Here is a 21744-nt window from a genome sequence, read left to right as displayed (position 1 = left end):
TTCCGCACGCAAAGGGGGCCACTTAATGTGGCCCCCGTCTTGCGCAGGACTGTTTGAGCAGCAGACCTTTCCCGCGCCTCCGCCTGCCGCCGATTTGGGCCCCCGACCCCGTTACTTGATCTTGGTCGTACCCGGCGCCAGGTTGGGGTCGGTCTCGTTGGCCTCGGTCTGGAAGTGCTCCGTATAGACGTTCTTGCCGTCGCGGAACATCTCGTAGTACTGCATCTTGGCGTAATCCTCGCGCGCCTTGGTGGCGGCTGCGGCAGCGGCGTCGTCACCGGTGACGTTGGAGGAGAGCGCCCAGCGCAGGCTGGCGTCCTCGTAGCCCACGGAGTTGATGGCGGGCAGCGACTCGCGCAGCGTCATATGCGCCTTCTGGTAGTCGGTCAGCGGTGCGCCGATCAGCTGCATAAGCTGCGTGGACAGGTAGTTGGTGGACAGGTCGTCGACCTCGCTCGTCTGGTCGCAGCCGGCAACGTCGTAGTTAGCCCAGATGATGTAGTCGGTCTGCCACAGACGTTCCTGGTGCGTGGCATCATCCTCGCCGGTAAACCACTTATCGTTGAACTTGGACGGGAAGAACGGCTGGTGGTCGCCCCAGAACACTACGACCACCTTACGGTCGAGCTTGCTCAGGGCGTTGAGGAAGTAGCGCAGCGCCTGGTCGGACTGTTCGATGCACGAGACATACTCATCGACATCGGAGAGCGTACCGTCCTCGACGGTCTTGGCATCCAGGTCGGTCGTATCGATGTTCAGGTGCATCTGCTTGTCGACCGGCAGCAGGCCCGTGTCGTAGCCCGAGTGGTTCTGCATGGTCACATCGAAGATAAACTGCGGATCGGCGTTCTGGTCGAGCAGCTCAAGAATCTTGTCGTAGGTTGCCTGGTCGGTCACCATGCCGCGCAGGGTATCGGCACCCTGGAAGTCGTTGATGGACAGGAACTGGTCAAAGCCAAAGTCCTTGTAGACGTTCTCGCGGTTCCAGTTGGTCGCGTGGTTGGGGTGCATGGCCGTGGTGGAATAGCCGAGCGATTTGAACTGCTCTGCCAGGTTCCCGGTCGTTTCCATGTTGTAGATGGTGTAGGGGTACACGCCCGAGCCCAGGTTGGCCATGGAGTTGCCGGTCATAAACTCAAACTCGGTATTGGCCGTGCCGCCGCCGTAGGCGCTCACGTAGAGCTTTCCGCGGCTGAGGCAGTTGGACAGGTTCTTAAAGTACTGCGGACCTTCGTAGCCGGCGCGCATGTTCTGGTAGATGGACAGGTCCGAGAAAGTCTCGTTCATGATGGCGATGACCGTGGGCTTCTCGCTGTCGAACTGCTCCTTTGCGGCGGCGCGCTCGTCGCTCTTGGCCGCGTCGGACTTGTCGTAGGCCTTGGCGTACTTTTTGAGCGTGGCCTTGGCATCGTCGACGGAGTAGTCGGCGGGTTTGGGCGGCTTGATGGACTGCGCCGCACTAATAAAGGCAGGCAGGTAGCCCTCGCGCCAGTAGCTCTCGAGCGGACGCCAAGTGTAGACGGTGATGCCGAGAGTGTTGTAGTAGTCGATGAGCGTGACATGCGCGGTCACGCCGCCCAGGCACAGCACCGCTACGAGCAGGTTGGTGAGCAGCATGCGCTTGGCGTTGGCGGCACCCTTCTGACGGTGCGGTGCCACCAGGCCGGCGTACTCGCATAGCAGCATGGCGATGGCGGTAAAGCCCATGGACAACACGCAGAACAGCGAGATGGAGAAGGTGTAGCCGTTGCCGGCGACTGCGGCGGCGGTGGAGATGGCCGAAAGGTCGCCCGGCTGGATGGGCATGGATTTAAACGTGATGACGAAGAACTCGGCAATGCCCAGGACAAAGAGGGCAAAGGCCAGGACCGCGGGAGCTGCGCCGTGGCGCTGGAATAGGAAGAACAGGCCGGTCATGAGCACGGTGATGATGGCCCACTCGAGCAGGATGCACAGGGGGTAGACCCAGGTAAAGTCGTGGTTGGACGAGACCTCCATGCCCAGCAGCGCAAAGACGCCGGCGAGCAGCAGGCACAGGACGGCGGCGACGAGCGGTTTGCCCACAAAGGCGCCGCGCAGGCGGGCGAGCTTGCCAGTGGGGGCGGGAGCGTCGGCCGAGGCGAACGCAAAGACGCGCGGGGCGATGCGGTCGCGGGCGATGCTGGCCCAAGCGCAGCCGGTGAGGATGGCGTTGGTCAGGATGAGCATCACAAAGGCGAGCGGCTCGTTTTGCGCGACGAGACCAATAGCGCCCCAGACAGTCAAAAAGAGCTGGAACAGGCCAAAGGCGACGCTCCACCCAAGAGCGCTTTTAGCAACGGTGCCCGACTGTGCGCGAATGGCCTTGGCCTCGCGCAAGACAAGGTAGACGGTCGCCGCAAGACCGACGAGCGAGATGGCGGCAGCGAACATGCTGAGACTCCTCACAAACTAAAACCTACGAAAGCGGGGATTTACCCGATTGTTACCAAGATATGCGCAGCAATTGGTGGCTGCGCACAACAACCAGCCATATTAACGCGCGCGTGTGGCGGTGTGGCGCAATGTAGTGGCGACCTGCGCGATAATGGACGGGAATTACACGGAAACGTAAAGGCTTCTTAAAGAAATGGCGAGGGTAGGGCGATGAGCGAGCAGGTTTGCGAGGCGGACATGGGCGGCGACGGAGCTGCGGGCGTGGATACGTACGGCTATCCGGTCGAGACTACGGGCAACGCGGTACTGGACATTTTGGAGCACCGCTCGTCCACGCGCGCTTTTGCGCGCGATGACGACGGCCGTCCCGTGGCGGTGACCGACGAGCAGCGGGCGGCGATCTTGCATGCGGCGAGTCGCGCGCCGTCGGCGGGCGCCATGATGATGTATTCCATCGTGAGCATTCGCGAGCAGGCTACGCTGGACCGTCTGGCCGACCTGTGCGATCACCAGCCCATGATCGCCAAGGCGCCCTGGGCACTTATATTTGTGGTCGATTATGCCAAGTGGATCGATCTGTTTGAGCACGTGGGCTGCTTTGAGCCCGAGTTTGTCGAGCGCACGGGCAAGGCGCCCCGCCCCGCGCCGGGTTTGGGCGACTTTGCCATCGCGGCGCAGGATGCCGTGATCGCCGCTCAAAACGCCGTGGTTGCCGCCGAGGCCCTGGGGCTGGGGAGCTGCTACATCGGTGATATCGTCGAGAACGCCGAGGAAGTTGCCGCACTGCTGGACTTGCCTGCCTATACCATGCCGCTGTCGATGCTCATCATCGGCACGCCCCGTAAGGAGCGCCCGGCAATCGCGCATCCCGTGGTGAACCTGGTGCACGAGGAGCGTTATTGTCGCGCCGACGCCGCGACGATGGATGCGCAGGTGGCCGAGATGGATGCGATGTTTCGCCCGCACGCCCGCGAGGTGGGCGAGCGCGTCATCGACATCTACACCCGTAAGCACACGAGCCCCTTTATGGCCGAGATGAGCCGCTCTATGGAGTGGTGGTTCAAAAACTGGCTCGGAAAATGACGAATGTGACAAAGGGGGCGTCCCTTTGTCACATTCCATATCGCCGCGGTGGCCTAAAGGCCGCATAAATGTTTATCTAGCTGGGAAAACGGTGCCATTAAAATATGGGCTGATTACATATAATCCCGTCGAACGTTAAAATTGGGAGGAAACCGGCTTATGGAACAAAAGGCAAAGGAAGTAGCCTCGCACGCTGCGATTCCTGTGAGCATCTCGGCGATGCTCGTCACGCTGGGCGTGGTGTATGGCGATATCGGCACCAGCCCCATGTATGTAACCAAGGCGCTCGTTGCCGGCAACGGCGGCATCGGAAGCGTTACGCAGGAGTTCGTGCTCGGCGCGCTCTCCCTTGTCGTGTGGACGGTCACGCTGCTGACGACCGTCAAGTACGTGCTGATCTCGCTGCGCGCCGACAACCACGGCGAGGGCGGCATCTTTGCCCTGTACAGCCTGGTCAAGCGCTGCGGCAAGTGGCTCATCATCCCCGCCATGCTGGGCGGCGCGGCGCTCCTCGCCGACGGCATCCTGACGCCTGCCGTTACCGTCACCACGGCCATCGAGGGCCTGCGCACCATCCCGGCGGTCCATGCCGTGCTCGGTGACGACCAGGGTCGTGTCGTCGCCATCACGCTTGCCATCATCATCGCGCTCTTCTTGGTGCAGCGCATCGGCACGGCCAAGATCGGTCACGCCTTCGGTCCCATCATGACGCTGTGGTTTTTGTTCCTGGGCGGCACGGGCCTGTTCTTTGTCTGCCAGTATCCCGCGGTGCTGCTGTGCCTCAACCCGTTGCGTGGCATCGCTTTTCTGCTGAGCCCCAACAACCATGCGGGCATCATGATTTTGGGCAGCTGCTTCCTCGCTACCACCGGTGCCGAGGCGCTCTATTCCGACATGGGCCATGTGGGCCGCGGCAATATCTATGCCACCTGGCCGTTCGTTAAGTGCTGCCTGCTGCTGTCCTACATGGGCCAGGGCGCGTGGCTTATCAACAACGCCGGCAACCCGGAGCTCATGGGTATCGCCGACCTCAACCCCTTCTACCAGATGCTCGCCCCGGGTCTGCGCCCCTTTGCCGTCGGCCTTTCCACCGTCGCGGCCATCATCGCCTCGCAGGCGCTCATCACCGGCGCATTCTCGCTGGTGTCCGAGGCCAGCCGCCTGGACCTCATGCCGCATATGCAGGTCTTCTATCCTGCCGAGACCAAGGGCCAGCTCTACATCCCCATGGTCAACAACGTCATGCTCGTGGGTTGCGTCATCGTGGTGCTGCTGTTCCAGAACTCGGCGCACATGGAGGCTGCGTACGGCTTGGCTATTACCCTGACCATGATGTGCACGACGCTGCTGCTCTTCTTCTATCTGCACGTGGAGCGCAAGCTCAAGGTTGCGCCGTGGATCTTTGCCGTCTTCTTCCTCATGCTCGAGGGCTTCTTCTTTGTGAGCTCGCTCACCAAGTTCTTCCACGGCGGCTATTTCACCATCCTTATGGCTGCACTCATCATGGGCATTATGGTGTGCTGGTACAACGGCACGGCGGTCGAGCGGCGTCAGTTTACGCTGCTGCCGCTGCGCAGCTATCTGCCGCAGCTCAAGCGCCTGCGCGACGACGATCGCTACGAGCTCATGAGCGACAACATCGTGTACCTGACCAAGGACACCAACACCGACTATATCGACCGCGATATCGTCTACTCGATTTTGGATAAGCACCCCAAGCGCGCTCGTGCCTGGTGGTTCGTGAATGTCGAGACCATGGAGGAGCCGCATACCTTTGCCTACTCGGTCGAGACGTTCGGCACCGACTACGTGTTCCGCGTGCATCTGTATCTGGGCTACAAGATCAACCAGCGCGTCAATGCTTACCTGCGTCAGGTTGTTCAGGATCTGGCTGCCAGCGGCGAGCTGCCGGCGCAGACGCATGACTACTCGGTCTACAAGGACCCGGGCAACATCGGTACGTTTAAGTTCGTCATGATCCGCAAGCTGCTGGCGCCCGAAAGCGACGTGGAGCCCAGCGAGCGTACGGCCATCACGCTCAAGTACATCATCCGCCGCGCCGCCGGCACGCCTGCGCGCTGGTACGGCCTGGAGAACTCCAACGTGAGCTTTGAGTACGTGCCGCTGTTCACCAAGTTTAAGGCCGTGAGCAAGATGCAGCGCCTGGCTCCCGACGAGCGTCCGTAGTCGACGTCTGCTGTTTGTCTAGCGACCGCAGGCTGCAAAGGCTATACACTTGAAACCACCACAAGGAGGCCACCACCGCAAAGGTGCCAGTCCCCTTTGTGGTGGTTTTTGTTTTTGAGAGAGGGGCGGGGCGCTGATGGACGTCCGTGCGGACGGCGATATTGCCGAGAACTTTTGGTGGCGGCGTACAACGCTGACGCGTCGCAGTCCTCTGTATGACGCCTGCGTATCGGCGGGGCTGCTAGCCGCGGCGACGATTGTGGGCGCGCTGCTCGACCATCCGGGGCTCGCGCCGAGCATCATGATCGTCTATGTGTTTGCCGTGCAGCTGTGCGCTTTCTTTACCTGGAGCCGCCTGTACTGCCTGCTGAGCTCGGCTGCCGCCGTGGCGCTCTACAACTTCTTGTTTGTCGACCCGCGCTACGCGCTGTCGTTTATCGACCGCGTCTATCCCGGCATGTTCTTTATCATGTTTGCGGTCTCGCTCGTATCGAGCTCGATCGCGCTGGCCCTGCGCCGCGCCTTGGCGCAGGCCGCCGCCAGCGACCGTCGCACGCAGATGGTGCTCGAGACCAACCGCATGCTGCAGCGGTGTGGCGATCAGCAACAGATTGTGCACGCTATGGCAACGCAGCTGGCGCGTCTTTCGGACTGTCCGGTCGTGTGGTATAGCGCCGATGCCGATAACGATGACCTGCTGCCGCGCACGACGTACACGGCCGTGGGCGATGCCGCGCCGGTACACCAGCTGGCGCCGCAGATGCCGCCGCGGCTCTCGGCGTCCGCCTATGTGGGAACGCCGCTCGATGCCACCTATGGCGCCTCGGCGTTCTACGGCATATACCTGACCGTGCGCTCGGGCGACACCATGGTGCGCGCGGGCGATCCCGCCTCGGTGGTGGGGGTGTTCGCCATTGTCGCCGAGCCCGATGCGCTGACGCCCGAGGAGCGGACGCTTGCCGATGCCATCGTGAGCGAAGGCGAGCTGGCGCTCGATCGCGCCCGCGCCATGGAGGCTCGCGAGGAAGCGGCGGTGCTCGCCAAAAACGAACAGCTGCGTGCCAACTTGCTGCGCTCCATCTCGCACGACCTGCGTACGCCGCTCACCAGTATTTCGGGTAATGCCGACGTGTTGCTCGACCAGGGCTCGACCGGCACGGCCGTGCTCGACGACCAGACACGCCGCGGCATGCTCCTATCCATTCGCTCGGACGCGCAATGGCTCAACGCCACCGTCGAGAACCTGCTCGCCATCACCAAGCTCGAGGGTGGCGGTATGCGCCTGTCGACTACGCTCGAGCTCATGGACGATATCGTCGAGGAGGCGCTGCGCCACGTAAACCCGGCCGTGCGCGAGCACGACCTTAAGGTGGTGGCGTGCGATGAGCCGGCGCTTGTCAACGTCGACGCGCGCCTGATGGTGCAGCTGGTGGTCAATCTGGTGAACAACGCCATCACCTACACGCCCGCGGGCTCGCATATCGTGATCTCGATTGGCGTCGACGATGGGCACGTGGCGTGCTCGGTTGCTGATGATGGCCCGGGCATTGCGCCCGAGGACCGCGAGCGAATCTTTGAGTCGTTCTACACCGCCAACCATGGCCTGGCCGACAGCTGCCGCAGTGTGGGCTTGGGGCTTTCGCTCTGCCGCTCCATTGCGCTGGCACATGGCGGTAGCATAGAGGTTACCGCGGCGGACCCGCACGGTTCGGTCTTTACGATTGAGCTTCCCGCCGCCGACGTTTCGTTTGATAAGGAGTAGCGCTGTGCCGAACTCTGCCGTGAAACCGCTCATCTTGGTCGTTGAGGACGATCCCGCCGTCCGCAACCTTATCGTCGCCGCGCTCGAGGCGCACGGTTTGCGCCATATGGCTGTGGAGACCGCCCACGCCGCCATCGCCGCCGCTTCGTCGCAGGCGCCGAGCGTTGTGCTGCTCGATCTGGGCCTGCCCGATATGGACGGCGTCAAGGTGGTGGAGTCGGTGCGCACGTGGTCGGGCATGCCGATCATCGTGGTTTCGGCGCGCAGCGAGGACGCGGACAAGATCCGAGCGCTCGATGCCGGTGCCGATGACTACCTGACTAAGCCGTTTTCGGTCGAGGAGCTGCTCGCGCGCATCCGCACGACGCTCAGGCGCCTTTCGTATGCGCAAACGGGCGGCGTTGCCTCCGAGGGCTCGTTCGATACCGGCGAGCTGCATATCGATTTTGATGCCGGCATCGCCACGATGGATGGCGAGGAACTGCATCTGACGCCGATCGAGTACAAGCTCTTGTGCCTGCTGGCGCACAACGCCGACAAGGTGCTGACGCACCAATTTATCCTGCACGAGATTTGGGGTACGGCGACCAAGAGCGACCTGGCGAGCCTGCGTGTCTTTATGGGCACACTGCGCAAAAAGATCGAGTCCGACCCCGCGCACCCGCGCTATATCCAGACGCACGTGGGTATCGGCTACCGCCTGGTCATCCAAGGGTAGGACGGCACCCGCCATCCCAATATGAGTTGCGGTGAAATACGGTCTAAATTTGCCTAATTCCAGGCAAAACAGTCCGTATTCCACCGCAACTTTGTTATCTGCCCTTAGGCTTGCTGGCGTAGAACTTCTTCTTTTTGGGCTTGCCGGCGGGGGAGGGTTTGCCGGCAAAGTTGGACTTGCCGTTGCCGGCCTGCGCGTGCGCGGGTACTGCCGCACGGGGCTTGCGGGCCTCGGGGTTGCGCAGCTCCTCGGTTCGCTCGGCAATTTCCTCGGCGCTAAAGCCGACCTCGGCCATGGCGTCCTCGATGGGCAGGCGGCGCACGATATAGCAATGGTGCACCTTCTGGTTGCGTGCGAAGTCCTCGGGGATGGTCTGCGCCGTTATGTCCTGTAGCACCACGCCCGCGCGTGCGAGCTTGCGTGTCTCGGGGCGGAAGCCTCGCAGGTTGCAGCTAAAGATGGCATGGCCGCCCTGTGCGAGCAGGCGCGATACGCCGGCCAAAAGCTCAACATGGTCGCGCTGAACATCCCAGGTGCGGCGGCCCATCTTGGACGAGTTCGAAAACGTGGGCGGATCGACAAAGATCAGGTCCCAGCGGTTGCGCGTCTGGCGCTGGTCGCGAATCCAGGCGAGCACGTCGTCGCGCACAAAGTGGTGTTGCGATCCCACAAAGCCGTTCTGGCGCATGTTGCGCTCGGCCCAGTCCAGGTAGGTGTTGGAGAGGTCGACCGTCACGGTTTCCTCGACGCCGCCGTCGGCCGCATAGCAGGTAGCGGTGCCGGTGTAGGCGAACAGGTTGAGGAAGCGGCGTGCCTGCTTGGCGTGCTCGCGCACCAGATCGCGCGTGACGCGGTGGTCCAAGAAGATGCCCACGTCCAGGTAGTCGTCAAAGTTGACGGCAAAGGTAAGACCGCCTTCCTCGATGAGCGGCAGGCGACGGCGCGCGATGTTGGCGCGCTCGCCCGAGCCGCCCTTGCCGGCGCCCTGCTTGCCGTACTGCGAGCCGCCGCGCGAACGCATGCGTGCCTTGGCGTGCACGTGCTCGGCCGGAACATCCAGGATGCGCGGCGCGATGGCCAAGATATCGAGCATGCGGGCCTGGGCCAGCGCGGGGTCGATGGTCTTGGGCGCGGCGTATTCGGCGATGACGAGCCAGCGGCCCGGCGTCTGCGGGCATCCCTCGTACAGGTCGATGGCGGCGGAGTAGTCGGGTAGGTCGGCATCGTAGACGCGGTGGCAGCTCACGCCCTCGCGCTTGGCCCACTTACGACGCAGGCGGGCGTTCTTGCGCAGGCGGTTGGCGAACTGCTCCGACTCGGGGATGAGCACGGGCAGCGGCTTGCCGTCGCCTAGGTCGAGCGTGGCGGCGGGCTCGGGCATGGGGGCGTCGGCGGCTTCGTCTTGGGCATTTGCGGTCTGCTCCTCGGCATCTGCGTTGGTCGCAGCCTCAAACGCTGCGGCGGCGTGGTCGAGCGAGGGCCAAACCTCGATAGTCGCCTCTTCGTTGTTGGGCATGACGGCAATGGAGCGCACGGGCTCGGCATGGAGCGCGCGGGCCATAAGGCCGTCGCGGGTGAGGGCGGCGACCGGCGCGGCGGTAAGCTCGGGCGCGCGACGCAGCTCGCCGACCAGCGTCATGGCGTCATGCATAAGCGACAGCGGTGTCTCGGTCGTATCCGCGACGAGGGCGGCACCGGCGACGGCGCCCGCGTGGTCCAGTACGGTGGCAGATTTGGCGGCGCAAAAATCGACAAAGCGCTTGTAGCCGGCACACGTAACCATGCGCTCAGCGGTCTTGCGTGCGGCGGGGTCAGCATCTACGGCAACGATGCGCGCCTGGCGCTCGCGCGCTGCCGTCTCGCGCTCGCGTGCCTCGGCACGCAGCCGCTCCCACAGGTCGGCATCATGCAGCTGCCAGCCCTCAAAGCCCCAGCGCTCGCGGGCGGCGCCCGGGGCGCGGTCGTTCAGAATATTCACGGCTTCCAGCAGCAGGCCGCCGCCGGCGCACGAGGCGTCGATCAACGTGGGTAGAGCCTCGTTCTCGTAGTCGTCGGCCGTCAGCTCGCGCTCGCACAGCGCGGTCCAGCCGACCTGCGCCAACACCAGGGCGGCGTAGTCGGGGCGTAGCACGTGCGTGCCCTCGCCAGCGCGGGTCGCCGCGGGCGGCAGACGCTTGAACAGCGGGTCGCCTGAAAGGTCTAGGCTGATGCTCGCGCGACGTTGGCGCAGCGAAAGCAGCAGGTGGACATCGGGGTCGGCAGCATCGACATCGGCGCGACGGCCCGTGGTCTCGGCCAGGCGGTCGCACAGTGCATCCTTGGCGCGCAGGGCCGAGAAGCGCGTGTTGCGCAGCTGCTCGGTCACGCCGCGGGCGGTGATGGCAATCGTGGCGCCGGGGCGGACGATGTTTTCCCAGGCAATGTCGTAAACGCCGTCGTACAGCTCGTCGGCGTCTTGCGCCTCAAAGCGCCCGAGTACCACAAACACGCGGCTGGCCAGGCGCGACCACAGGCACGCGCGAAGGCCTTGCTCAAGCTCGCCCTCAAACGTGGCGCGGCCCTTAAGGCGGCGTACATGCGAAAGCCCGAGCCGTTTAAGCTCGTCGGCGAGTGCGGACTCAAAGCCCTCGGGGCAGCTTGCGTAAAATTCCATGGGTGACCTCTCTGGTTGCGTCGCTCCATTATATGATGGATGCTCCGTTTGCCCTTATCCTCGAAAGGAACCCATATGATTGATGCGTGCTCCTTGATTCCCATTTTCATTGCAACAGCCTCAGGACTCGGGGCCTCGCACAGGCTCCCGCCGCCTTACAGAACTGAAAGCTGGGCGTAGGGCAAATCCATGGCACGCGACCTGCGATTGCTCGGCCATAGATGGCGTAATCGAGGCTAAGGGAGGGCATCATGCGCAAGGCAAACGAGAGCTGGTTCTGGCACGCGAACGACATGGTGGTGGCGGGCGACATGAACCTCGTGGTCCGCGTCCTGTGGGCCGCGCTCATCGTAGGCATCGGCGTCGCGACGATGGCCACGCTCTGGATCGTCACGAGGTAGCGCGCCACGAATGGATGACGAGGCACGCGGCGCATGCCACGCTGACGGAACCCTAGCCTCGCTGCTGGACAATCTGTTCGATGAGCTTCGCGACGGAGTCCTCGGCTGCGTCCCCGATCAGGTGATGGGCCGCGGCCTTCGCCTCTGGCATCGCGCCCGCGACTGCGTAGGAGTTCGGCACCTTTTCGAGGAGCGTCACGTCGTTTTCCGAGTCTCCGATAAAAGCGACCTCGTCCAGCGTGACCCCAAGGCTGCCGAGAAGCGCGTCGAGTCCGTTTACCTTGCTCCAGCCAGCCGGAACAACATCGAGGAAGAATGGGACGGGCGAGGGGAAATCAAGCTCTGGGCAGGCTTCCTTGCATCGACTCCGAACGACTTCCGTCGGGGCGGAGCTGACGTTGACGAAGATGCCGGCGGTGATGACGTCACGGTTCGTGGGCACGTCTCCGAGCGCCATGTCTCTTCCGGAGTCCTTAACGATTTCCAGGGCGAATTCGTCGCCAGGCTCGACGGCGCAGAGGAACTGCTCGCAGCGTTTGCCTGTCTCATCGACATCGGCGACTAGCCAGAGTGACGTCCCCGCGTAGGGGCGTACGGCGCTATCGAGCTTGACGAGGACCTCCGTCGAGAGCGTCTTTTTGAACACGAGTTCGCCGCTGGAGAAGACCTTCTTTCCGTTGGCCATGATGCCGGTCGAGAAACAGCGCGTGTCGCCGTCAAAGGCATCGGCCAGGTCGGCGTAGTCGCGGCCGCTTGCGGGGCCGAACGCGATGCCCGCATCAAGCGCCGAAAGAATCGCGCTGTGCGTGCGCTCCGATACGACCCTTGAGCCAAACGGCAGCAGGGTCCCGTCCATGTCTGCGAGGATGAGCTTTATCAAGGGGTCCTCCCGTTTCGGTCTGGGCGTCGGTGCGCCGGTGTGCGTCGTCCTAGCTGTATTGCCTGTCTCCCAAGAGATTCTTCGAGATGATCCTGTTAAACTCTACCGGGTCATCCCAGCAAGAGGTCAGGAAGAGGAACAGCAGCTCGATGACGAAGTTGATCGAGCTGTGCGAGAAGGCGACCTCGGTTCCGGTGATGGCCTGATCTCGCGAGATGGCTCGGATGATATACGTGGCACGCTTCGCGAGCGGCGTATCTGGGTTGTCTGTGATCATGATGATGGGGGTGTTCGAATCCTCGGCAGAGTCGAATATGTTGACGAGGCGCTTCGAGTATCCGGACGTCGAAATGACGAGCAGGATGTCATTCTCCTTGAGGCTGGTTGCGGCGGAGACCATGGCATCGGTGGTACTGGGGCAAAACGCCCTGACTCCAACCTGTGAGAGCTTGAACGCCGCGTTTACGCCCATGCTAATCGAGTTGCCGACGCCCGCAATCAGGACGAGGTTGGCGTTGTGGAGCAGATTGACGACTGTCGAAAAGTCATCGGAGTCAATGAGCGAGGCGGTTTGGGAGAGCTCCTTGACCTTGTGAGACAGGACGTACTTAATGGAGCCCTCGATGTCGTCCAGAGTAACCTTGCCGCCCGTGGCCTTTTCCTCGCCGGAGGCCCTGCTGATGGATATGCCAAGCGCCAGACGCATGTCCGAATAGGTTCGGTAGTCAAGCGTCCTTGCGAACCTCGAAACAGACGCCGGTGACGTACCGGTTTCTGCGGCGAGTTCGCGGACGGTCATCGTTGCGACGTCCGACGGGTGGTCGAGCACATACGTTGCGATTGCCTTCTCCGAGGGGGATAGGCTGCTCATGACCGCGCAGATGTGGCTGAGCACATCTCCTGTCTTATCCATGGTTACTCCTTGGCCCTAGTTTGCTTTGTATCTTAGGTCAAGAGAGGTGAAAATAAAGCAAAATGTTTCATAAGCGGTGAAATAGCGTTTCACCGCTGATTTCCTACCGTTCACGGTAAATCGGTGCTTCCCCGGCGCAATCTCATCTTGAGCTGCTATCTTATGAGCCGTGAAACAACAGCACGAAAACGATGAAACAACAGAACATTGTTCCATGCCTCGCAACTTCGTTTCACGCTAGATGGCGAATCACTTCGAAGCCCAGACAGGCACCCGGCGAGCAAGAAGGGAGAAGCACGATGCACAACGCCAGGACAAACGCAAACATGACTTCGCTGTTCTTCGCGAACGTCCTCTACTGGGTCTGCGCGGGCGTGTACTCGCCGTTCCTCTCCGCTCACTACACGAGCCTCGGCCTCAACGCAGCCCAGACCGGCATCCTCCTCGCGGCGACCCCGGTGTGTGCGCTCGCCATCCAGCCGCTCTGGTCGACGATTGCCGACAAGCTCGGGCGCCGCCGCGCGGTCATCGTGATCCTCTGCCTTGCGGCGGCGGTACTCGCTCCGCTGTATTACCTGGCGTCGACGTTCGTCCCGGTCCTTCTCGTAACCTTTGCGTTCTCGGCGTTTTTCTCGGGGCTCCTGCCCCTGAGCGACTCCCTCGTCATCGAGCTCGCGGATCGCTCTGGCCTGGACTTTTCTCGCATTCGCATGGGTGGCACTATCGGCTATGCCATCGTCGTCCTGATCGTCGGTCGGCTGCTCGACATGGCTCCTCAAATCCAGTTCACGGTGGTCTCCGCCGCGCTGGTGGTCTTCGCGGCTCACATGTGGCGCCTCCCCGAGGCGGGAATTCGCGCCAATGCCGCGGACGATCCCAAGGTCTCCCACGGAAAGGGCCTCCTCTCGCTGTTCACCAGCAATGAGATCGCCTTCGTCTTGGTCTTCGCCTTCATCAGTTCGGCCGCGATTGGCTTCATCGGGGCGTTCTTGGGCCGCTACGCGGTCGAGCTTGGCGAGGGTCAGAACCTCGTGGGCGTCCTGAGTGCGGTCTCCGCTGCGAGCGAGATCCCCATCCTGCTCGTTTCCTCCAAGCTGGTCAGGCGCTTCGGCGAGATGAACCTCCTGATCTTTTCCTGCTTCATGGCGGCGCTCAGGCTCGTGCTTGTGGGCACCGGCATCGTCCCGGTCATGGTCTGCGGCCAGCTGCTGCAGAGCGTGAGTTACATGACCGTCTACTACTCCTGCGTTACCTACATTGCCAACCACACTTACGAGGATTGTCGCGCTCGAGGTCAGAGCGCCTTCGCGATGGTCCAGAGCGGTCTGTCCGTCGTGGTTGCGAACCTGTTTGGCGGTTGGGCGTGCGATGCGCTCGGCACGCACGCGGGTTTCCTGGCCTTCGCCCTCGCTTCAACGATTGCTGCAGTCGCTGCTCTTGTGGCGTACGTGCTATGGCGTCGAAGCGCGGCGCCGCAGCCTGAGGGCCAGGCGGCCGCATAGGCTCCACCGCGCCTCGCAAGCGCCTGCCTGCCTCGCGCTTCGCTTCGTGTTCAACCAGCTGACGAGCTGAGAACTGTCCGATCCAATGATTATTCAGGTGAAAGGAAGACAAAGATGTCACTCATCAAGGTCAACGAGCTTCTTCAACATGCGACCGAGCACCACTATGGCGTGCCCGCGATTAACGTCATCAATACGGAGACCATCCGTTATGCGATCCAGGCCGCCGAGGATGAGCACATGCCCATCATCATCCAGTACTGGCCTGGCTTCGAGGACCACTGCGCCCTCGACATCATCGCCTTCGCCGCCCGCTATTACGCCGAGCGCGCGAGCGTGCCCGTCGCCGTCCACCAGGATCACTCCGCTGGTTACGAGATCGCCGTCAAGGGCGTCAAGGCCGGCTTCCCATCCGTCATGGTCGACGGCTCCTCACTTCCCTATGAGGAGAACTTCCAGCTCACGAAGGACGTCGTCCAGGTCGCCAAGATCTTCGACGTCGACATCGAGGCCGAGCTCGGCCATGTCGGCAACGGCTCTGACGCCAACGACTTCGTGAACAGCGACCACTACACCGACCCGAACCTCGCCGAGGAGTTTGTCGAGGGCACCGGTTGCGGCTCGCTCGCCATCGCCGTCGGCAATGCCCACGGCCCCTATGTCAAGGTCCCGAACCTCGACATGGAGCGCATCAAGGCCTGCAGGGAGGCCGTCAGCGTCCCCCTCGTCATGCACGGATGCTCCGACATCCCCGACGAGCAGCTCCAGGAGGCCGTGAACCTCGGCATGAGTAAGTTCAACATCGCCACGGAGTACTTCCGTTCCATGTACCGCGCCTTCGAGAAGGACATCAACTCCGGTAAGAACGACGGCAACGGCATAGGCCTCCTGATGGACGCCGCCCCCGACATGCGCGCGTTCGTCGTCAGCAAGATCCAGCTTCTGAACCCCAACCACTATTCGCTCTAGGAGAGACTCGATGAAGAAAGTTCTTGTCGCGTCGCACGGCCACCTCGCAAGCGGAATCAGGAGCTCGATCGGAATCCTGACCGGCATGGCGGACATGGTGGAGGCAGTTGACTGCTACGTGGACGACTCCGATTTCACCCCTCGCATCCAGGCCTTTATTGACTCGGTGGGCCCTGAGGACGAGGCCATCATCTTCACCGACATCTACGGTGGTTCCGTCTTCCAGAAGGTCGTCCTTATGGAGCCGGAGAAGCGCGGGATCGTCCACGTCACCGGTATGAACCTCGGCCTCGTGATCGAGACGCTCCTCGGCGCCGAGCCGGTCACGGCAGATTCGATCAAGCAGAGCGTCGAGCTGGCGAGGGCGACGATGCAGGTCGTCGAGCCTCCGAGCAAGGCCGCGGACAACGAGGAGTCCGAGGGAGACTTCTTTGATTAGAGAGTACTAACAAGTAGAGAGAGGAAGCAATGATTGTTCAGGTTCGAGTCGATGACCGTCTGATTCACGGACAGGTCGCCCTGGTGTGGACCAAGGAGCTCAACACCACCAGGATCATCGTCGCCAACAAGCACGCCGTGGAGAGCGACGCCCTTCGCATGACGCTTTCCATGGGTACGCCGGCGGGCCAGAAACTCCTCGTCAAGGACGTTCCGGATGCCTGCCGCATCGCGAACGATCCGCGCGCGGACTCCATGCGCATCTTCGCGCTCACCAACTGCGTGCGTGACGTGCTTGAGCTCGTTAAGGGCGCGCCGGGCAAGATTGAGGGCGTGAACGTTGCCAACGTCGGCCGCTTCGACAAGTCCGATCCGGATAGCAAGGTCGCCCTCAACTCCACGATCATGCTCAACCCGGATGAGCTCGAGGCCGCGAAGGAGCTTTGCGAGCAGGGTATTCCGGTTTTCCATCAGCTTATCCCGTCCAATCCCAAGACTCCTCTCAAGAGTCTGATCGAGGCGGCGGGGAAATAAGGGGATTTGGCCAGGCGGCCAAATGAAATGAAAGAAAGGAAGTCAAATGGTTGGGTTGGCAATAATGGCCTGGTTGACCGTGCTGATTTGCTACGGCGGCAACTGGGTTCTCGGTCAGTGCATGATCGAGCGTCCTCTCGTGGTAGGTCTCGTTGCGGGCCTCCTGATGGGCGACGTCAAGACCGGTGTCATCATCGGTGCCTCTCTCGAGGCGATCTTCATGGGCGCGGTTAACATTGGTGGCGCTATCTCCGCCGAGCCTGTTACCGCGACCGCCCTCGCCGTCGCCTTCACCGTTGGCGCTGGTATCGACCAGGGTGCCGCCATCACACTGGCCGTTCCCGTGGGCGTCGTCACCGCATTTCTCTCGATCTTCATGAACAACGTGTTCCTCGCGTTCTTCGCAGCCACCTTTGACAAGATGGCCGCCGAGGGCAACGAGAAGGGCCTCGCGCTTCAGCACTTCGTTCTCTGGTTCGTTAAGTACGCCGCCTTTGGCCTCATCGCCTTCCTCGGCGTTTACCTTGGCGCCGAGCCCGTTGCCGCCATTGTCAACCAGATTCCGGCCAATGTCATGAGCGGCCTCAACGCCGTGGGTGCCCTCCTGCCCGCCGTTGGTATGGCGCTCCTGCTCCAGATGCTGTGGAGCACCGAGCTCAGCATCTACTTCTTCTTGGGCTTTACGCTCTACCAGTACCTCGGCCTCCCGATGATCGCCATCGCAGTTCTCGGTGTCATCATCGCGGTTGCCTCCGCCCTCCGCGACAAGGAGATCTTCGATCTCACCAAGAAGGGAGTGGCCACCCAGGCCGTTTCCGGCGACTCTGTAACCAGCGACGAGGAGGATTTCTTCGCATGAGCAACCTGACCAAGAATGTGAGCCCTGAAGACAAGAAGATGCTCAACAGCATTTTCCTGCGCTCCTTCTCCGTGTTCGCTTCCTGCGCCGGCGGTTCCGTCAAGGCTGGCGCCGACGGCTGGCTGTACTCCGTCCAGCCCGCGCTTAACCGCTACTACGCCGATGACCCCGAGGCTCGTGCCGACGCCATGAAGCGTCACACGACTTGGTACAACATTACCCAGAACGTCGGCACGTTCGCCATGGGCCTCGTCGCCTCCATGGAGAGGGAGAACTCGCAGCACGAAGACTTCGACACCGAGTCCATCGACGGTATCAAGGTCTCCCTGATGGGCCCGATGTCCGGCATCGGCGACGCAATCTTCTGGGGCGTCCTGCGTGTTATCGCCGCCGGCATCGGCATTAACCTCGCCATGAGCGGCTCGCCCCTCGGCGCGATCATGTTCCTGCTGATCTACAACATCCCGTCGATCCTCTGCCGATACTTCATGACCTACCTCGGCTTCAGCATGGGCACCAACTTCATCTCCGAGATGTACGAGGGTGGTCTCATGAAGCTCATCACCAAGGCGACCTCCACGATCGGCCTGGTGATGATCGGCGCCATGACCGCGGCGAACGTCCAATTCAACACGATCCTGTCCATTCCGGTTCAGGACTCCGACCCCGTCATGATCCAGACCTACCTCGACTCGATCTTCAAGGGCATCGTGCCTCTGGGACTTACGCTCGTCGTCCTCTGGCTCCTGCGCAAGAAGAACGTGAACGTCAACATCATCCTGGTCGGCATCATGGTTCTGGCGCTCGTCCTCGGCCTCGTGGGCATCGTGTAAGGCGGTTTCCGGATCATCCGAAGCCTGTTCAAGGCAATTCCTGGCGGCACGCGATCGAGGACATTCGACGCGTGCCGCCCCATTAGAAGGAGAGAATATGCGCTACACGCACCTCAAGAACTCCGACGTTGACGTCTCCCAGCTCGCCGTGGGCACCTGGGCGATCGGCGGCGACTCCTTTGGTGAGAACGATGACGCCGCCAGCATGTCCGCCATCCGCACCATGCTCGATCACGGCGTCAACCTCATTGACACCGCGCCGTGCTATGGCAACGGCGCGTCCGAGAAGGTCGTCGGCAACGCGCTCAGGGGCGTCGACCGAGAGAGCTACCTGCTCTCGACCAAGGTTGGCCTGATCACCAGCGCCGCCGGCTATGACCGCGACTCTTCGTTCAAGAACATCATGAGGGAGGTCGAGAGCTCGCTGCGCAATCTCCGCACCGACTACATCGACTTCTACTTCGTGCACTGGCCCGACGCCAAGACCCCGTTCTCCGAGACGATGTGCGCCCTCCAGCTCCTCAAGGAGCAAGGCAAGATTCGCCACATCGGCGTCTCCAACTTCACGACCGAGATGATCGAGGAGTGCGAGAAGGTCGCTCAGGTCGACGTCCAGCAGCCGCCCTACTCCATGGTCGACCGCTCCTCCGAGGACCTTATCAAGTGGGGCTACGAGCGTGGCATCGACTCCTTCACCTATGGCTCCCTTGGCGCGGGCATCCTGTCGGGCAAGTTCCGCGAGCTGCCGAAGTTCGAGGAGGGCGATGTTCGTGGCGGCTTCTACGACTACTTCCAGGAGCCCAAGTTCTCGCGCGTCCAGGAGCTGCTCAAGGTCATGGACGAGATCGCCGAGGCTCATGACAAGCCCGTGGCACAGGTCGCCGTGAACTGGAGCACCCAGAAGGAGTACGTGGGCACCGCGCTCGTTGGCGTGCGCACGGACGCCCACGCGATTCAGAACTGCGAGACGTTCGAGTGGGAGCTTTCCGCCGATGAGATGGCCAAGCTTGACGCCAAGCTTGACGAGCTGAAGATCGGCTAGCCATGGGCACCGAGGAGAGGAAGTACCCCACTTCCGAGCTTGAAGTGCTTGAGCGTGGATCTAGGGAGGTCGTGGAGCCCAACGGGCTGAAGCTCCTGCTGAAGCCCGTGCCGGGAGACGAGCGCGAGCGCGTGCTCGATCCGCGCGTCTACGCGCGCGCCCATGCGAAGCTCGCCGCCGGCCCGGCGCCGGCGGGGCCGGTGGACGTGATCGCGTGGCGCTCCGCTCCCAACAAGGAGACCCATGTCGTGAGGGGCTCGAACGTCGCCAAGAAGACCGTCGTCATGAACTTTGGCGACAGGGGCATTCCCCTGCACGTCTTCACGCCCGAGGGCCACGGGTGCGGCTCCGCCGCGCTCGTGTTCATCCACGGCGGCGGCTTCATGGTGGGCAACATTGGCCAGTACGAGAACTGCCTGCGCGACATCGCGGAGCGAACGGGCTGCGTCGCGATCTACCCGGAGTACCGCTTGTCTCCCGAGACGATGTTCCCCGGTGGTGTCGAGGACTGCGTGAAGACGCTCGACTGGCTTGTCGAGCATGCGGATGAGCTGGGTGTCGACGCGACGCGGGTCGCCGTGGCTGGCGACTCCGCGGGCGGAAGCCTGACCAACGCCGTCGTCCTCGACGGGTCCCATGCGGACAGGATCAAGCTCGTGGCCGAGCTGTATCCGCTCGTCGACGGCGGCCCCGTTCCGGAGGAATGGTCCTATGACCTCTATGAGATTGTGAACGACCAGAGGATCGAGGCTTTGAGCAGGGTGGATCGCATTCGCAATGCCAATGATGACCTGCCGCTGATGTACACCAACGGCAATGCGGAGGAGATGCTCGACCCGAGGGTGTCTGCCCTGTTCGCGGAGGACGTGAGCGCGTTCCCCCGCACGGTCATCATCTCTTCCGAGTATGACTACCTGCGCTATCAGGATGAGCTGTTCGCGAAGAGGCTGCAGGATGCGGGCGTTGATGTCACCGCGATTCGCTATCGCGGCTGCGACCACGGCTTCTTCGAGATGTACGGCGTGATGCCTCAGGCTGAGGACGTCTGCCGCGTCATCTCCGAGGAGCTTGCGAAGATCTAGAGGTTCGTCGCGGTGGCCTCCTGGACGAGTGACGGTCCGGCGGGATGCTAGGTGCGTCCCGCCGGACCTTTGCGTTGGCGGGCGCGTGTGGGGTTTGCCTCGGCGGTGCCGGATTGACTGGGAGACGCGTTTACCGCCGAGCTTCCAAGCGAGCCCAGCAAGCAAACCGCGAGCTGAGCCCCAAGGGCATCGACAAGGGCGTGGGCGTGGCGCGAGCGCTGGCGTATCTGGGCCGCGAGGGAAATGCGCGCACTTTTGGCTTCGGCGATTCGGGCAACGACCTGGGCATGCTCGCCGCCGTCGAGACGGCTGTTGCCATGGGCAACGCCATGCCCGAGGTCAAGGCGGTCGCCAACTACGTGACCGACGACGTCGCACACGACGGTACCGTCACCGCCATGCGCCACTTTGGGTTGATCTAGCGGGAACCGTCCAATTACCGTTCACCCGCGGCGGGCGGCTCAAATCGGCTCGCCCTGCAAAATCGTTTTGCCGCTGGAGGGTGTGCTCAAAAACGCTAAAGCGTTTATGCCGTTCGCCGAGAAGATAAAAAACCGCAGCTCACGCCTTGATAAACGTAGGTAAAGTGTTTAGCAGTTTAACGCCCATGTGCAAGCGAAAGGAATCAGGCAGATGGCAATCAAGGTGTTCGCTGACGGTGCAAACCTCGAGGGCATGCTCGACATGTACGAGAACGGCAACGTTCAGGGCTTCACAACCAACCCGTCCCTTATGAAGAAGGGCGGCGTGACGGATTACCGCGCATTTGCCAAGGAGGTCCTGGCCCACATCACCGATGTGTCCGTTTCGTTTGAGGTTTATGCCGACGACGTAGAGACCATGGAGGTCGAGGCACGCGAGATCGCTACCTGGGCCGAGAACGTCTACGTCAAGATTCCGTGCGTGACCACTAAGGGCGAGTCCACCGCCGAGCTGGTGCGCAAGCTTTCCGCCGACGGCATTAAGGTCAACGTCACCACCATCTTCACGCCCGCGCAGGTCGACGAGATGGTCGAGGCCGTTGACGCCGAGACGCCGTCCATCATCTCGCTCTTTGCCGGCCGTATCGCCGACACCGGCGTCGATCCCATTCCGTTTATGACGGAGTCGGTCAAGAAGGCCGCCGCCAAGCCAAACTGCGAGGTCCTGTGGGCGTCCACGCGCGAGCTCATCAACATTTACCAGGCCGAGGCCTGCGGTTGCCAGATCATCACGGTGCCCAACAGTATCCTGGCCAAGCGCAAGAACATCGGACGTGACCCGTACGAGGTCTCGCTCGATACCGTGCGCGGATTTGCCAAGGATATCGCCGCTCTGGGCTTCCATATCCTGCCGTAAGCAAGGGTACCCCCTGCGGCGACGTGCAAAATCGCGAATATTCAGCACGGTAAAGGCTTTTACCAGCTGGTTGAAGCACGGAAGGTTGATTTCCGATCTCAGCCGAACACATTGAGCAAATAGGCCGTTCCCGCA

The 21744-nt window shown here is 62.1% G+C and carries 19 protein-coding genes; 15 read left to right on the top strand and 4 right to left on the bottom strand.

From position 1 onward, the window contains the following. Positions 1-111: 111 nt before the first annotated feature. A complete protein-coding gene (locus tag DW645_RS09160) occupies positions 112-2412 on the bottom strand; it encodes an LTA synthase family protein (RefSeq protein WP_118227301.1) in 2301 nt (766 codons plus the stop codon). A gap of 213 nt (positions 2413-2625) precedes the next feature. On the opposite strand from DW645_RS09160, the gene DW645_RS09155 reads away from it, so the two are divergent. From DW645_RS09155 to DW645_RS09140, 4 genes are all read left to right on the top strand, one after another. Further along, positions 2626-3498, top strand: coding sequence for a nitroreductase family protein (locus DW645_RS09155; RefSeq protein WP_118066360.1), 873 nt, complete (start codon positions 2626-2628; stop codon positions 3496-3498). Positions 3499-3657: 159 nt separating this feature from the next. After that, positions 3658-5685, top strand: a complete 2028-nt coding sequence (locus DW645_RS09150; RefSeq protein WP_118227300.1) for a KUP/HAK/KT family potassium transporter — start codon at positions 3658-3660, stop codon at positions 5683-5685. Between the two features lie 136 nt (positions 5686-5821). Then, a complete protein-coding gene (locus DW645_RS09145; RefSeq protein ID WP_118227299.1) occupies positions 5822-7447 on the top strand; it encodes an ATP-binding protein in 1626 nt (541 codons plus the stop codon). 4 nt (positions 7448-7451) lie between these two features. Continuing rightward, positions 7452-8165: a response regulator gene (locus DW645_RS09140; RefSeq protein WP_199575661.1), complete on the top strand. Its 714-nt coding sequence runs from the start codon at positions 7452-7454 to the stop codon at positions 8163-8165. A 94-nt stretch (positions 8166-8259) separates the two neighbouring features. On the opposite strand, the gene rlmKL is transcribed toward DW645_RS09140, so the two are convergent. Next, complete coding sequence (rlmKL, locus tag DW645_RS09135) at positions 8260-10818, bottom strand: bifunctional 23S rRNA (guanine(2069)-N(7))-methyltransferase RlmK/23S rRNA (guanine(2445)-N(2))-methyltransferase RlmL (protein ID WP_118227298.1); 2559 nt, start codon at positions 10816-10818, stop codon at positions 8260-8262. Between the two features lie 251 nt (positions 10819-11069). Here rlmKL and DW645_RS09970 point away from each other — a divergent pair, with 251 nt between their 5' ends. Then, complete coding sequence (locus DW645_RS09970; RefSeq protein WP_158568719.1) at positions 11070-11219, top strand: hypothetical protein; 150 nt, start codon at positions 11070-11072, stop codon at positions 11217-11219. Positions 11220-11271: 52 nt separating this feature from the next. On the opposite strand, the gene DW645_RS09130 is transcribed toward DW645_RS09970, so the two are convergent. Both DW645_RS09130 and DW645_RS09125 read right to left on the bottom strand, forming a co-directional pair. Further along, entirely contained in the window at positions 11272-12099 is an 828-nt protein-coding gene (locus tag DW645_RS09130; RefSeq protein ID WP_118227297.1) for an HAD hydrolase family protein, read from the bottom strand. Positions 12100-12148: 49 nt separating this feature from the next. Next, entirely contained in the window at positions 12149-13012 is an 864-nt protein-coding gene (locus DW645_RS09125; RefSeq protein WP_118227296.1) for a MurR/RpiR family transcriptional regulator, read from the bottom strand. A gap of 326 nt (positions 13013-13338) precedes the next feature. Between DW645_RS09125 and DW645_RS09120 the strand changes: the two genes are divergently transcribed. The 10 genes from DW645_RS09120 to DW645_RS09075 all read left to right on the top strand — a co-directional run bounded on the left by DW645_RS09120 (position 13339) and on the right by DW645_RS09075 (position 21609). Further along, a complete protein-coding gene (locus DW645_RS09120; protein WP_158568718.1) occupies positions 13339-14514 on the top strand; it encodes an MFS transporter in 1176 nt (391 codons plus the stop codon). A gap of 114 nt (positions 14515-14628) precedes the next feature. Then, a complete protein-coding gene (locus DW645_RS09115) occupies positions 14629-15483 on the top strand; it encodes a class II fructose-bisphosphate aldolase (protein ID WP_117635577.1) in 855 nt (284 codons plus the stop codon). A 10-nt stretch (positions 15484-15493) separates the two neighbouring features. Then, positions 15494-15922 (top strand): PTS sugar transporter subunit IIA, encoded by a 429-nt coding sequence (locus DW645_RS09110; RefSeq protein ID WP_117635576.1) that lies wholly within the window; start codon positions 15494-15496, stop codon positions 15920-15922. Positions 15923-15951: 29 nt separating this feature from the next. Next, entirely contained in the window at positions 15952-16455 is a 504-nt protein-coding gene (locus tag DW645_RS09105; protein ID WP_117635575.1) for a PTS sugar transporter subunit IIB, read from the top strand. 64 nt (positions 16456-16519) lie between these two features. After that, entirely contained in the window at positions 16520-17314 is a 795-nt protein-coding gene (locus tag DW645_RS09100) for a PTS sugar transporter subunit IIC (protein ID WP_199408662.1), read from the top strand. Then, entirely contained in the window at positions 17311-18147 is an 837-nt protein-coding gene (locus DW645_RS09095) for a PTS system mannose/fructose/sorbose family transporter subunit IID (RefSeq protein WP_117635573.1), read from the top strand. Before DW645_RS09100 ends, DW645_RS09095 begins: the two co-directional genes overlap by 4 nt. Positions 18148-18244: 97 nt before the next feature. Beyond that, the gene (locus tag DW645_RS09090) at positions 18245-19189 is read left to right on the top strand and encodes an aldo/keto reductase (RefSeq protein WP_117635572.1); all 945 of its coding nucleotides are present in this window, start codon (positions 18245-18247) and stop codon (positions 19187-19189) included. Positions 19190-19191: 2 nt separating this feature from the next. Then, positions 19192-20271: an alpha/beta hydrolase gene (locus tag DW645_RS09085; RefSeq protein WP_117786800.1), complete on the top strand. Its 1080-nt coding sequence runs from the start codon at positions 19192-19194 to the stop codon at positions 20269-20271. 113 nt (positions 20272-20384) lie between these two features. Next, positions 20385-20693, top strand: a complete 309-nt coding sequence (locus tag DW645_RS09080; protein ID WP_304650754.1) for an HAD family hydrolase — start codon at positions 20385-20387, stop codon at positions 20691-20693. Between the two features lie 211 nt (positions 20694-20904). Continuing rightward, complete coding sequence (locus DW645_RS09075) at positions 20905-21609, top strand: transaldolase (RefSeq protein WP_199569339.1); 705 nt, start codon at positions 20905-20907, stop codon at positions 21607-21609. Positions 21610-21744 lie beyond the last annotated feature (135 nt).

The organism is Collinsella sp. AM23-17 (genome assembly GCF_003470945.1).
Taxonomy (GTDB): Bacteria; Actinomycetota; Coriobacteriia; order Coriobacteriales; family Coriobacteriaceae; genus Collinsella; species Collinsella aerofaciens_O.
This window is presented reverse-complemented; position numbering and strand designations above follow the sequence as displayed.

Excerpts from the sequence above, each read along its gene's own strand:
- DW645_RS09160 (WP_118227301.1), bottom strand. The coding sequence starts at position 2,412 with ATGTTCGCTGCCGCCATCTCGCTCGTCGGTCTTGCGGCGACCGTCTAC.
- DW645_RS09155 (WP_118066360.1), top strand. The coding sequence starts at position 2,626 with ATGAGCGAGCAGGTTTGCGAGGCGGACATGGGCGGCGACGGAGCTGCG.
- DW645_RS09150 (WP_118227300.1), top strand. The coding sequence starts at position 3,658 with ATGGAACAAAAGGCAAAGGAAGTAGCCTCGCACGCTGCGATTCCTGTG.
- DW645_RS09145 (WP_118227299.1), top strand. The coding sequence starts at position 5,822 with ATGGACGTCCGTGCGGACGGCGATATTGCCGAGAACTTTTGGTGGCGG.
- rlmKL (WP_118227298.1), bottom strand. The coding sequence starts at position 10,818 with ATGGAATTTTACGCAAGCTGCCCCGAGGGCTTTGAGTCCGCACTCGCC.
- DW645_RS09970 (WP_158568719.1), top strand. The coding sequence starts at position 11,070 with ATGCGCAAGGCAAACGAGAGCTGGTTCTGGCACGCGAACGACATGGTG.
- DW645_RS09125 (WP_118227296.1), bottom strand. The coding sequence starts at position 13,012 with ATGGATAAGACAGGAGATGTGCTCAGCCACATCTGCGCGGTCATGAGC.
- DW645_RS09120 (WP_158568718.1), top strand. The coding sequence starts at position 13,339 with ATGACTTCGCTGTTCTTCGCGAACGTCCTCTACTGGGTCTGCGCGGGC.
- DW645_RS09115 (WP_117635577.1), top strand. The coding sequence starts at position 14,629 with ATGTCACTCATCAAGGTCAACGAGCTTCTTCAACATGCGACCGAGCAC.
- DW645_RS09110 (WP_117635576.1), top strand. The coding sequence starts at position 15,494 with ATGAAGAAAGTTCTTGTCGCGTCGCACGGCCACCTCGCAAGCGGAATC.
- DW645_RS09105 (WP_117635575.1), top strand. The coding sequence starts at position 15,952 with ATGATTGTTCAGGTTCGAGTCGATGACCGTCTGATTCACGGACAGGTC.
- DW645_RS09100 (WP_199408662.1), top strand. The coding sequence starts at position 16,520 with ATGGCCTGGTTGACCGTGCTGATTTGCTACGGCGGCAACTGGGTTCTC.
- DW645_RS09095 (WP_117635573.1), top strand. The coding sequence starts at position 17,311 with ATGAGCAACCTGACCAAGAATGTGAGCCCTGAAGACAAGAAGATGCTC.
- DW645_RS09090 (WP_117635572.1), top strand. The coding sequence starts at position 18,245 with ATGCGCTACACGCACCTCAAGAACTCCGACGTTGACGTCTCCCAGCTC.
- DW645_RS09085 (WP_117786800.1), top strand. The coding sequence starts at position 19,192 with ATGGGCACCGAGGAGAGGAAGTACCCCACTTCCGAGCTTGAAGTGCTT.
- DW645_RS09075 (WP_199569339.1), top strand. The coding sequence starts at position 20,905 with ATGGCAATCAAGGTGTTCGCTGACGGTGCAAACCTCGAGGGCATGCTC.